The 12,118-nt window shown below is 38.2% G+C and carries 14 protein-coding genes; 2 read left to right on the forward strand and 12 right to left on the reverse strand.

The features are described from left to right. Positions 1-94: 94 nt before the first annotated feature. Genes trpS through rpe form a run of 3 tightly spaced genes read right to left on the reverse strand, consistent with a single transcriptional unit; the run spans position 95 to position 2,480 of the window. Positions 95-1,099 carry a tryptophan--tRNA ligase gene (gene trpS / locus WNY79_RS08650; RefSeq protein WP_024598066.1) on the reverse strand — a complete coding sequence of 335 codons (1,005 nt, stop codon included), beginning with the start codon at positions 1,097-1,099 and terminating at the stop codon, positions 95-97. Between the two features lie 32 nt (positions 1,100-1,131). After that, the gene (locus WNY79_RS08655; protein WP_182197339.1) at positions 1,132-1,797 is read right to left on the reverse strand and encodes a phosphoglycolate phosphatase; all 666 of its coding nucleotides are present in this window, start codon (positions 1,795-1,797) and stop codon (positions 1,132-1,134) included. After that, entirely contained in the window at positions 1,797-2,480 is a 684-nt protein-coding gene (gene rpe, locus WNY79_RS08660) for a ribulose-phosphate 3-epimerase (RefSeq protein WP_024598068.1), read from the reverse strand. The genes WNY79_RS08655 and rpe overlap by 1 nt, the downstream gene beginning before the upstream one ends. A 161-nt stretch (positions 2,481-2,641) precedes the next feature. On the opposite strand from rpe, the gene WNY79_RS08665 reads away from it, so the two are divergent. Next, positions 2,642-2,938 (forward strand): hypothetical protein, encoded by a 297-nt coding sequence (locus WNY79_RS08665; RefSeq protein ID WP_024598069.1) that lies wholly within the window; start codon positions 2,642-2,644, stop codon positions 2,936-2,938. Between the two features lie 3 nt (positions 2,939-2,941). Continuing rightward, positions 2,942-3,127, forward strand: coding sequence for a DUF2970 domain-containing protein (locus tag WNY79_RS08670; RefSeq protein WP_076915754.1), 186 nt, complete (start codon positions 2,942-2,944; stop codon positions 3,125-3,127). On the opposite strand, the gene WNY79_RS08675 is transcribed toward WNY79_RS08670, so the two are convergent. From WNY79_RS08675 to WNY79_RS08715, 9 genes are all read right to left on the reverse strand, one after another. Next, the gene (locus tag WNY79_RS08675) at positions 3,084-3,941 is read right to left on the reverse strand and encodes a Dam family site-specific DNA-(adenine-N6)-methyltransferase (RefSeq protein WP_024589888.1); all 858 of its coding nucleotides are present in this window, start codon (positions 3,939-3,941) and stop codon (positions 3,084-3,086) included. The genes WNY79_RS08670 and WNY79_RS08675 overlap by 44 nt on opposite strands. A 53-nt stretch (positions 3,942-3,994) precedes the next feature. Next, positions 3,995-5,338: an AAA family ATPase gene (locus WNY79_RS08680; RefSeq protein ID WP_076925374.1), complete on the reverse strand. Its 1,344-nt coding sequence runs from the start codon at positions 5,336-5,338 to the stop codon at positions 3,995-3,997. Then, positions 5,339-6,409: a 3-dehydroquinate synthase gene (gene aroB / locus WNY79_RS08685; RefSeq protein WP_170072560.1), complete on the reverse strand. Its 1,071-nt coding sequence runs from the start codon at positions 6,407-6,409 to the stop codon at positions 5,339-5,341. 27 nt (positions 6,410-6,436) lie between these two features. After that, positions 6,437-6,955, reverse strand: a complete 519-nt coding sequence (gene aroK / locus WNY79_RS08690) for a shikimate kinase AroK (protein ID WP_004589350.1) — start codon at positions 6,953-6,955, stop codon at positions 6,437-6,439. 184 nt (positions 6,956-7,139) lie between these two features. Continuing rightward, positions 7,140-9,245 carry a type IV pilus secretin PilQ family protein gene (locus WNY79_RS08695; RefSeq protein WP_342875664.1) on the reverse strand — a complete coding sequence of 702 codons (2,106 nt, stop codon included), beginning with the start codon at positions 9,243-9,245 and terminating at the stop codon, positions 7,140-7,142. Continuing rightward, positions 9,232-9,771, reverse strand: coding sequence for a pilus assembly protein PilP (locus tag WNY79_RS08700; protein ID WP_197111959.1), 540 nt, complete (start codon positions 9,769-9,771; stop codon positions 9,232-9,234). The genes WNY79_RS08695 and WNY79_RS08700 overlap by 14 nt, the downstream gene beginning before the upstream one ends. Then, positions 9,768-10,373, reverse strand: coding sequence for a type 4a pilus biogenesis protein PilO (locus tag WNY79_RS08705; RefSeq protein ID WP_007586270.1), 606 nt, complete (start codon positions 10,371-10,373; stop codon positions 9,768-9,770). Before WNY79_RS08705 ends, WNY79_RS08700 begins: the two co-directional genes overlap by 4 nt. Further along, positions 10,363-10,935, reverse strand: a complete 573-nt coding sequence (locus WNY79_RS08710; protein ID WP_024598073.1) for a PilN domain-containing protein — start codon at positions 10,933-10,935, stop codon at positions 10,363-10,365. The genes WNY79_RS08705 and WNY79_RS08710 overlap by 11 nt, the downstream gene beginning before the upstream one ends. After that, positions 10,923-12,002, reverse strand: a complete 1,080-nt coding sequence (locus tag WNY79_RS08715) for a pilus assembly protein PilM (RefSeq protein WP_024598074.1) — start codon at positions 12,000-12,002, stop codon at positions 10,923-10,925. The genes WNY79_RS08710 and WNY79_RS08715 overlap by 13 nt, the downstream gene beginning before the upstream one ends. Positions 12,003-12,118: the final 116 nt, after the last annotated feature.

Consider the following 12,118-nt stretch of genomic DNA (forward strand, 5'->3'; position numbering starts at 1 on the left):
CGATATCGCTACTGTTTCTATTTGGGTCTATCATGTTGATATGTGCTATATAAAAAATGCCGCTAACAAGCGGCATTTTTTTATTTTAATAAACTTACCCGCGAGGAATAAAACCAAGCGCATCGTATACCGATTTTAATGTTTTCTCAGCACGTACACTGGCTTTTTCAGCACCTGATTTCATTATGCTATTGAGTAGGTTTTGATCTTCTCTGATCTCTTTAAAGCGAGCTTGAATTGGCTCAATCATATTTACAACTGCATCAGCTGTATCTTTCTTTAAATGGCCATACATTTTATCTTCATACTCAGGCACTAGGTCTTCTATTGAGCGCTTAGTTGCAACACTTAATAAAGTAAGCAAGTTTGATACACCAGGCTTCTCGCTGCGATCAAAGTAAATACGTGCTTGTTCGTCTGAATCAGTTACTGCTTTTTTAAGCTTCTTCACAATTTGTTTAGGCTCATCTAATAACATAATGTAACCATTTGGGTTTTCGTCAGACTTAGACATCTTTTTAAGTGGATCTTGCAAGCTCATTACGCGTGCACCAAACTCAGGAATGTACGGCTCTGGTAATTTAAATACGTCGCCGTATAAATTATTAAAGCGTGTTGCTATATCGCGAGTCAGCTCTAAGTGTTGCTTTTGATCTTCACCGACGGGTACTTGATCAGCTTGATATAATAAAATATCCGCAGCTTGCAATACCGGATATGAAAATAAGCCCACGTTTACGTTATTTGCATGCTTAGATGACTTGTCTTTAAACTGAGTCATTCGATTAAGCTCACCCATTTGCGCGTAACAATTTAATACCCACGCTAACTGTGCGTGCTCAGGTACTTGTGATTGTACAAATAAAGCAGATTTTTCAGGGTCAATACCACATGCCGCGTAAAGAGCAATACCATCCAACACTCGAGAGCGCAGTAATTCAGGCTCTTGGCGAACTGTAATAGCGTGTAAGTCTACTAACATAAAGAAACTTTCGTGGTCTTCCTGTAACTTTAGCCACTGGTTAATAGCGCCAACATAGTTGCCTATTGTCATACCACCGGTTGGCTGAATGCCGCTTAAAACTACTGGTTTACTCATGATTTTCCTTTATTTGGCTTAATTAATAATATTTAACGCTGCGTTAGAACAGGTATTATATCTAAGAAGTGATCGCATAGGTACTGTGGATTATAATCCTCAAGATTTTCACCTTGGTTATAGCCATAACTAAGTGCAATTACGTCTATATTCGCGGCTTTAGCTGCAAGTATATCGCTTTTAGAATCACCTATCATTATTGCTTTATTAGGCTGAGCATTTAGTTTTTTGCAGGCAAATAGCAATGGCTCTGGCGATGGTTTTTTTGCCATGTCGTCACCGCATACAATCACATCAAAATGACTCGTTAATGCCAGTTTATCGAGTAATTTTTCTGTAAATATTCGAGACTTATTAGTGATTAATGCTTTAGGCATACCACGAAGTGCTGCAAGCCCTGTTTCTACATGTTGGTACAAAACACTATACTCACCAACTTGTTGTTCATAGTGCTTATAAAACTCTAATATTGCTTTACCACTAAGTGACTCATCTAGATGTTCACTCACTTGCATATCGCCACTCAAAGCGCGTTTAACGAGGACCTCAACCCCATTACCGACCCAACTTTCCACCAAGCGTTGGCTAACAATAGGGAAAGCAAGACCACTCAAGGTTAAATTAATAGCAATATACAAGTCGTAAACACTATCAACCAAGGTACCATCTAAATCAAATAAGGCGACATCGTACTTCATTACTTAACACTTCCAAGCTGTTTACGCATTTGATCAATCACAACCTTGTAATCTGGTTGATTAAAAATAGCTGAACCTGCAACAAACATATCAGCACCCGCTTGTGCTGCTGCTGCAATATTATCGACTTTAATACCCCCATCAACCTCTAAGCGAATTTCTCGACCTGATTCAATAATACGCTGTTTTGCTTGGCGTAATTTTTCAAGCGTATGAGGGATAAAACTTTGCCCACCAAAACCTGGGTTTACCGACATTAGCAAAATGGTATCGAGCTTATCAATAACATGGTCTAAATAGCTTAGGCTTGTTGCTGGGTTAAACACTAAGCCTGCTTTACAGCCGTGATCTTTAATTAACTGTATTGTACGGTCAACATGCTCACTGGCTTCAGGATGAAAGGTAATAATTGATGCACCCGCCTCTGCAAATAATGGAATAAGACTATCTACAGGCTTAACCATTAAATGCACATCGATAGGTGCTGTAATGCCGTAATCTCTGAGTGCTTTACACACCATAGGACCAATGGTGAGATTAGGTACATAGTGATTATCCATTACATCAAAATGAACCACGTCAGCGCCCGCATCGAGAACTTTATCAACATCTTCGCCTAACTTTGCAAAGTCAGCAGACAAAATAGAAGGGGCTATTAAATATTTTTGCTCTGGGTTAAACATGATTAACTCCATCAATAAATAGTGTATTGCGTTAATGTAACTTAATTGAAGATGTTACCCAAGTAATATGGCGTAATAGCCCCTATTTCAGGTAACTTTAAGTTTGATATTTAATCAATATTTGCTATGATTAAAAAAGTAACAAATTATTGGATTTCATCATGCGTGCTTTTAAAACTGGGATATTAATTGCGTCGGCATTACTGCTTATCGGGGCATTTAGCTTTGGTTCAAGCTCTGAGCAAGAATTAAGCTCAGTGGGTAATTGTCATAATACACAAGTGGTAAGTGTTCAAAACACATTAACTACGTGTATTAAAGTTGAAGAAGAGTCATCGTGGTTTTCATGGTTAACTGGCGATAGCCGTAGTGCTCAGTTTCATTACCTCGATTTACTAGAGCTACTTACTAGCTCAGAAGATTCTAAAAACACTCCATCTTTAAAACCTTTATTTTAAATAATGCTGCAACTTTTTAGTGCGTTGCAAAGTGTGCTAGCAGCATTTTTTGGTGTTCAATCTGAAAATAAACGCCAAGTCGATTTTAAACAACACTCTCCTATCTCTATCATCCTAATTGCGATTGTACTATTTATTGCTTTTGTTATCGCAATTTACGCAGTGGTTGCTTGGGTGCTAGATACATAGCCATCAACTCGTCAACTTTATTTCTAGAGCCACCTTTGGGGCTAATAGTGCGCTTTACTTGAATTTGGTCAAGTGATGCTTGGCTATAAATTTTTCGAGTCCATACGGTATCGTGATTGGAAATGAGTACTGGTGTATCATTTTCAAAGGCAGCCTTCTCAGCCAAATTAGCCAAATTAGCCTGATCATCTAAATTAAACCCCCCTTTAGCGTAAGACGTAAAAGAAGCTGTTTTACTTAATGGTACATAAGGCGGGTCGCAATAAATAACAGCATTGTTAGGCACTAACTTAAAAACGTCATCGTAATCTAAACAGGTGAAGGTTGCTTTTTGTGCTTTTTCAGCAAAAAAATACATTTCTTTTTCAGGAAAATAAGGCTTTTTATATTTACCAAAAGGCACATTAAAAATACCTTTCAGGTTATATCTGCACAGTCCGTTGTAACCATGGCGGTTCATGTATAAAAACAATATTGAACGTTCATATACATCACGGCTTTGATTAAACTGCACACGATATTCGTAATAAGCATCTGCGTGATTATTCAAATCAACAAATAACTTTTTAGCATCACTAATGAGCTCATCCGGGGAGCTTTTAAGCTCTTTGTATAAGTTAATTAAGTCTGCATTTATATCGTTGAGAATATAGTGTTTAAAGTCACTATTTAAAAACACAGAGCCTGCACCAACAAAAGGTTCAACCAACGTATCAGCATGCTTGCTAGCTTGGTTTAATCGCGCATTAATGTTTTCAACTAGGCTGTATTTTCCGCCGGCCCATTTAAGGAAGGCTCTACTCTTTTGCTGCATTGGCTCTTTACTTCAATCTGGTGTTGCGCGATTTTACACTAAAGTAGTGTGTTTTACTGATCTACGAGTGCTATTTCTTGCTTTATTTTACTAATTTTTTTATAGAAAGGTTTATTTTTTTTAACCCCAGCAGATAAAGTATCCATTGCTGATTTTGCTTCGTTTATACTTCCAAAACTACCAAATGTAACAACCCACCATATTTTATTATTTCGCTTCGTTTGGTAAGTATGAGTTTGCTGCTGTAGATTGAATTGAGCAATAAAGCTATCGCTAACTTCCTGCTGAGTTACGGCTAATAATTGAATAACACTATTTGTATCTGTTTGCTGCATGTACCATATATTATCTTGGCTACTCTGAGTTTGCTCTGCTGTATTTACTTTTAGAGCTTCAGATTTAACCTCACTTGATACACTGCTTTTATTATTAGTACTAACATCAACATCACTGTCTAGTACGTTAACGGAGTTGGCAGACTCGGTAAGGCTTTGCATGATCGCAGGCACATCATTAATGTGTTCGCGTTCTAGCTTAATAGGTTGCTCAACTACTTTTGGTTTATTTAGGCTCGCTACTGGGTCATTTTTCTTTATAACCGGCTCACTTACTTGCTCTACAGATATTGCTGTATTTACGACTTGTGTTTCTTCCTGCTGATAATACTGTTGCCACCACTGTGTCATATCCGACTTATAAAGTAGCCCAATAATTAAAAGCATAATCAGCAACATCAAAATCAATAGGTGCAATCGCCAAGATACTTTGTCCTTTACGATAATATCAGCTATGTGCTCACTAGGTTGCCAAGCAAGCAATAAACTAGGATTACCTTGAGCCTCAGCTAAAAAAGTACTAAAAACAGGGTCTTCATCATAAGGTAAGTCTGAAAAATACCATTGTAATAACATCTTACTTTCTCGAAGCGTTAGCGGCTCCAAGTAAATTTCAACAGCGTTGTTTAAAGGCAGCTTAGACTGTGAAGCTATTATTATATATAGCGTATTTGGGCTGTTCTTAGAAAGTAACTCAAGCTCAATTAACATCTCATCAGATAATTGCCTACCGCCATCAAGTACCCATAAACATGGCCCACATGGTTGTTGCTGGAGCAACTGGTAATAGTTTTCAGGTAAACTTAAGTTATGATCGATCAGGGGAGAGTTAAAGCTTTGTTCTAATAACTCACTCATTAGCTGAGCGTCAGTCATTTGTGCACTTACTTGCACGAAGGCTTTATTAAAGTCGTTGTATTTATCTGTAATGAAGGTTTCGAGCATATAACTTTTACCTAGCCCAGAAGTGCCAAGTAAAACAATTAAATTTTGCCCGTACTCAAATTGCAGTGCGATTCTATCCACCAAAGCCGCACGGCTTGGTAAAATTTGTGACTGCATTTACTGCTCGATTAAGTCTCTAACTTGATCATCAGATACATTATCAACTAATGCACACTGGCCAAATTGGGTAGGTAGAATAAAGCGGATAGTGCCTTTTTTATTCTTTTTGTCTTTACGCATATGCGTTAAAAACTGCTCGCTAGTCATTTGCTTTGGAATTTCTGTTGGTAAATTATATAGCTCAAGCAGCTTAATAATTCGATCAACTTCATCTGCGCTTAAATCTTGGCGTGTCTTGGCAAGTTTAGCTGCTAATACCATTCCTGTTGCAACAGCTTCGCCGTGTAACCAAACGCCATAACCCATCTGTGCCTCAATTGCATGGGCAAATGTATGGCCTAGGTTTAACAAAGCTCGTAAGCCGTGTTCTTTTTCATCTTGAGCAACTATAAGCGCTTTTATTTCACAACATCTAAAAATGATATGCTGTAAGCATGCTTCATCTAGTTGCTGCAAATTAGCTACATTTAGCTCTAAATATTCAAATAATTCGGTATCGTAAATCAGACCATACTTAATTACCTCAGCCATACCTGCTGCAAACTCTCGTGCAGGTAGAGTGTGTAATGTTTGCGTATCAATAAAAACCGCTTGAGGCTGATAAAATGCCCCTATCATATTTTTACCTAACGGATGATTTACTGCCGTTTTTCCACCTACCGATGAATCAACCTGTGAAAGCACTGTCGTTGGTATTTGAATAAACGGTACGCCGCGCTGATAACAAGCCGCTACAAAACCAGTTAGGTCACCTACAACACCACCACCTAACGCAATTAGACACGTATCTCGGCCACAGTTATTTTGTAGTAAAAATGCTGATATTTTTTCAAACCATTCCAGTGATTTATATTGCTCACCGTCAGGAATAATAAAAGATAGCGGATTTAGATCAGCTAATGAATCAAGTAACCTTTGCAAATATAAAGGCGCTATTGTGTCATTAGTAATGATGATAGGCCGACAATCACCAATGTGGTGAACCAGGCGGCCATTATCTTGAAGTGCAGATTGCCCAATATAAATAGGATAACTTCGCTCGTCCAAATTAACAGTTAATTTAAGCATGCTTGGCTATTCCTTTATTATTGGTTTTTAAAAATCTAATTTCTCGATGATTTGGTTAGCAACAACTTTAGCGCTTTGCTCATCGGTACGTACAACAAAATCAGCAACTTCTTTGTATAGTGGCTCGCGTTCTTCTGCTAAGCGCTCTAGTACGTTACGAGGTGCTTCTTCAGTTTGCAGTAATGGGCGACGCTTGTCGCGTTGCGTGCGTGCAACTTGCTTCTCTATAGGTGTCTCTAGGTATACAACGATACCTCGAGCCGAAAGCTTGTTTCGGACTTCTTTGCTCATTACTGAACCACCACCGGTAGCAAGTACAATACCTTGCATCTCGGTTAAATCGCCAATAACAGACTCTTCTCGAAGTCTAAAGCCTTCTTCACCTTCAAGATCGAATACCCATGCAATATCTGCACCTGTGCGGCGTTCGATTTCTTGATCAGAATCAACAAATTCAAGGTGTAATTGGTCAGCGATGTGACGACCAATCGTGCTTTTGCCAGCCCCCATGGGGCCAACTAGAAATATATTACGTTTCTCAGCCATATCTTTTAGTACAAACAAACTCTAAAATTTGAAATAAAACCCCGCCTAACGACCTGGCCCCAAAATTAAGGAGGGGATTATCTCAGTAATTGCGGGGGTATTTCAAGTCAATTAGCATAAAAAGCCATATAACGAGCAATTAATCTAAATAATCACCCGTTGGTTAACATAAAACCACTGTATTTTAATCAATTTGTATTTTTGGTGTCACAAAAATAAGTAATTCACGCTTTTCATTAAACTCACTCGTGGTTTTAAACAGTCTTCCTACGTAAGGAATGTCACCTAAAATTGGCACTTTACTCGTAGTATTAATGATCTGCTGCTGGAAAATACCACCGAGTACTACGGTTTGTCCATTCTCAACTAACACTTGTGTTTGAATCTCTTGGGTATCAATAGACACTGCTTCACCTGTTCCCGTTTGTACGGTATCGCCACGCGTGTCTTGAGTAATAATTAAGTCTAGAATTACTTTATTATCAGGTGTGATATGAGGTGTTACTTCTAAGCTTAGTACCGCTTTTTTAAAGCTTACGGTAGTAGCACCACTTGAAGCTGACTCAGTGTAAGGAATTTCAGTACCTTGCTCTATTCGTGCTTTTTGCTGATTAGCCGCTATGATACGCGGGCTAGCAATAATTTCGCCTTTATTTTCTTCTTCAAGCGCACTTAGCTCTAAATCAATTAATGTACCGTTAGCCAACTTTGCTATGTGCAAACCAATGCTGGCCGCAGGATTAGAAATTGGTAAATTTACATTTAATCGATCTGAAATGCTTGGCGCATTTGTAGTTGATGTTGCGTTATAAATACCTTCAGCGCCTTCAAGGGAGCCTGAAATACCAACACTACTACCTTGGTCACTAAAGCCCCATCGTACACCTAAGTCCTCAGTAACGTTATCGCGCACAGTTACCATCCGAGATTCGATTACAACCTGCTGTACTGGAATATCGAGTGTTTCTATCATCCGGCGAATGTTTTCTATACTCTTTACAGTATCTTTTACCAATAAAGTATTTGTACGCTGATCAACCGATACACTACCGCGGGCAGTTATAATACTGTTCCTATCTGTTTTTAATAAGTCAGCAAAATTTTCGGCTTTAGCGTAGTTTAATCGAATGTATTCACTATAGAGTGGTTCTAAGTCTTCAACTTGCTGTTTAGCTTTTAAATCTTTAGCTTCACGTGCTGCAAGCTCCTCTGCAGGCGCTACCATTAAAATAGAGCCATCCATGCGTTTGTCTAGCCCTTTAATACGCAGTACTACGTCAAGCGCTTGATCCCACGGAACGCCATCTAAGCGCAGTGTTATATTACCGGTCACTGAATCACTGGTTACTAAGTTAAAATCGTTATAACCCGCAATAATTTGTAGTGCTGCTCGCACAGAGATATCTTGAAAATTTAAGGTCATAGGGCGACCTTGATACTCAACGCCACCATCTAAATAGGCGTTTTGCGTTTCATCTTTTTCTACCGTCAGCGTTAAAATATTATCTATTTGCTGGTACGTAAATGTAAACTGAGCGTTTGGCTCAATAACAACACGACTTAATCCGTCTTCTTTAAAAGTCTCGATATTACTTACAACAGTACCAAAATCTAATACATCTAATTCATAAAGTAGGTCATCTAAAATATCGGTGTGATGAAAGTCAGCATAAATTTTCCCGCCACTCTCATGAACTTCAATTGCAGCTTGAGTGTCTTGTAAAAATACGAGTACTTTCGCTTCGCCTTTTTCACCACGTCTAAAATCAATTGATTGGATACGGTTGATGTAATTTCCACTTACGTCACCTGAGTCCATCGCTACATTTTCATTTTCAGATTCTGTAAGAGGATTATCAGACACGCGTATTGATACTAAGTTGTTATGAACTTCAGTTTCATAAATTTTTAATCTATCGAGGTTTACTGTTACCTTTAAACCACTGTTAGTTAAAACATTAGTAACACTGCTAATTCCAGCTTGATTAACTTCAACATCATTTAAACCAACCTCTAACTCTGCGGTATCAAAAAACATTTCGATTCGGGCTGGGCTATTAAACACCTGAACTTTTGGCTCAAGCGTTAACTCTTCATCAAAAACAAGCTGTAACTCAGTTTCGCCTTTAAGTAATGGATTATAACGAACATCATAAAGTAACGGCCCTGCAACGGCTGAATTTACAGTGACTAAAGCAACAGCAGCCAGTAATGTTCGTGAAATACGATGAAGCCAAAGTACATCCTTATGCATGCTATTTTTACCTTTTTTATTATTAATTTGCGCCATCTGTTGCCGCCTCTAACATTTCTAATTTAGTCAAGCGCTCTTTCCAACAGCCAGACCCATCAGGGATTAATTCCACTAACTCTATATAGTCGTTACTTACTGCTTTTACTTTGCCATCATAACTACCAAGGTAATTCCCTACCGTTACACGATGCAAAGTAGCGTCAGCTGCTGTTATTAATGCCCATATTTGTCCACTAGAACCAATTGTGCCTTTCATTGCTAAGTTATCTAGCGGGTATTTTTCTAACGGTTCGCGGCGACGCTCTTGATCAGGGTGCAAACAGTTTTTTACTTGTGTTAATTTATTTTGGATTATCTCAGGCTGAGGCGCTACAAACGGGCTACGTAGCTGACCAGCACTGTACTCAAATATTTCAAACTTTGTCAGCTCAGGAATTGATTCAACCTTTGGTGTTGTGCTTGCTTTTACCTGATCAATAAATTCTTTTTGCTCAGACGTATCATCATTACAACCACTCAAAACAAACACCATTACTACAGGTACTACGCGAAGGAGCTTCATTTTTTAACTCCTTCTTCATAACGATATGTTTTTGCGACAACACTAAATGTTAACTGTTTATCGCCCGATGATAAAATAGAAAAGTCATGTAAGCTTACAATTCGTGGTAACTGAGCTACTTTACCCACAAACTCACCAAACTCATGGTAGGTTCCTATCACTTCTATTTTAATCGGTAATTCAGTATAAAATTCTTTCTCGACTTCTGGTAACCAACCTATTTTTAAAAAAGTCAGACCACTTGTTGTTCCAACATACGACAAATCATCAAGTAAACCAGGGGTTTCGTTAGAGGTAGGTAAACGTTTTAATAATTGTGAAAACTTATCTTCCATTTCAATCATTTGTTGACGATAGATCTCAAGCTTACTCGCTACTGCGTATTTAGTACGATAAGTTGTGCGTAACTCGACCTCTTTCGCAACTGCACTGTGGTAACTATCAATTTCATCAGAAACTAACAGGCTATAACTAAAAAACAATACAAGTCCGGCAACAAACGTACAGCAAATTGCTTTAACTGCAATAGGCCAATCGCCAATGTTATCGAGCTCTATTTCATTCCAATCAATTTCACTCAGTGCTTTAAAATCAAGGCTCATCGCTAACCTCACCAATTTTATCAAATGGTTTTACATAAAATTCCATATTGAAATCACTAAGTAAACGCGAAGATTGATCGCCTGCAACAATGCCTTGCATTGAAGGATTCTCTAGTAAATATGAGCTTTGTACTTGGCGCAGCATTGTTGATAAACGGTTATTAGATTCACTGCGTCCCAATACATGAATTTGGCTACCTCGGCGCTCGAGTTTTGTTAAATAAACCCCACCCGGCACTATTTTGGCAACTTCATCCATTATTTGCGTACCCAAATTACGGCTGCTTTGTAATTCTTCAATGAGCCTCATACGCTGTTGTAAGTTTTCTTTTCTTTTATCTAAACTTCTAATTTCACTAATTTTTTTATCTAGCATGCTAATTTCTGAACTTAAATAGTTATTCTTTAAGTTTTGACCGTCTTTTAATGAACTATAAAAAGAGCTTAATAAGTACATACTCGCAAAACAAAGTATAACGACACCAATAAGTATAGTTACAAATTTCTTTTTCGATTCTTCGCGCTGCGATTCACGCCAAGGAAGTAGATTTATATGTGGCATGTTGAAAAGCTCCTTAATGCCAACCCTGTCGCAATTGCAAACTGCGTTTTGTGACGTTGCATTACATTACGATCTACTTTTGGAGAAATTTCCATATTTTCAAAAGGCTCAGCAACGACAGAGTGAATACCTAGTTCTTCAATGAGTAATCGGTCAATACCTTTAATCATCGATGTACCACCCGTTAATACAATATAATCGATTTGCTCTTTGCCACTGGTTGTTAAAAACATTTGCACCGCACGTCGCACTTGTTGAAGTAACGAAGTTTGAAAAGGGGCTAATACTTCAAAGGTGTAGTTTGGCGGTAAATCACCTGATGTTTTACCAATCTCAGCTTCATCAAAGCCTTTATTATAATAAGCAACGATACTATTTGTATATTGGTCACCACCAAAAACTTGGTCACGTGTATAAATTGTTTCCCCAGCTTGAACAACGCTCACAAGCATTAAAACCGCACCAATATCAACCACAGCCACGCATTTATTAAATGCGTCGCTAGGTAACTGTTGGTAATACACATCCATTGCACGACTTAATGCATAGCTTTCTACATCAACTATTTTAGCTTCTAAATTTGCTGCTTCTAAAGCGCCAACACGCGCTTCAACACTTTCAGTACGGGCAGCTGAAAGCAAAACATTCATTTTACTAGGATCGGCTTCATTCGTCGAAAGCTTCTCAAAGTCGAGGCTTACTTCATCAAGAGGATATGGAATTAAACTATCGGCTTCAATTTCAATTTGCGACTCAAGTTCAGCATCAGTTAACGATACATCCATGAAGATCACTTTTGTGATGACTGTTTGGCCAGAAACAGCCACTGCCGCAAATTTTAACGACTTTGGTAATTTTTTTCTTAATTTTGTAATTACGTTACCAATCGCTTCAATATCTTGGATTGTACGCTCACTCATAGCGCCTTTTGGCATCGGCTCAATTGCAAGTGCTTCAAGTCGAAATCCAGTTTCAATTTCACGTAAAAGCACAGCCTTAATAGAGTGCGATCCAATATCAATTCCTACCATCATTTGGGACGGTTTTTGAAATAGTTGACTTAGCATGTTTCAACTTGGCCTTTGTTTTAATAATAAACAAGTTATAATTTTTATATGAAAAAATATTATTCATTTTTTAATCAATATATACTAGCAGTCAAAACTCGCAATTGGGAGTCCAT

The sequence above is a fragment of the Pseudoalteromonas sp. AS84 genome, from assembly GCF_038900255.1.
Lineage (GTDB): Bacteria > Pseudomonadota > Gammaproteobacteria > Enterobacterales > Alteromonadaceae > Pseudoalteromonas.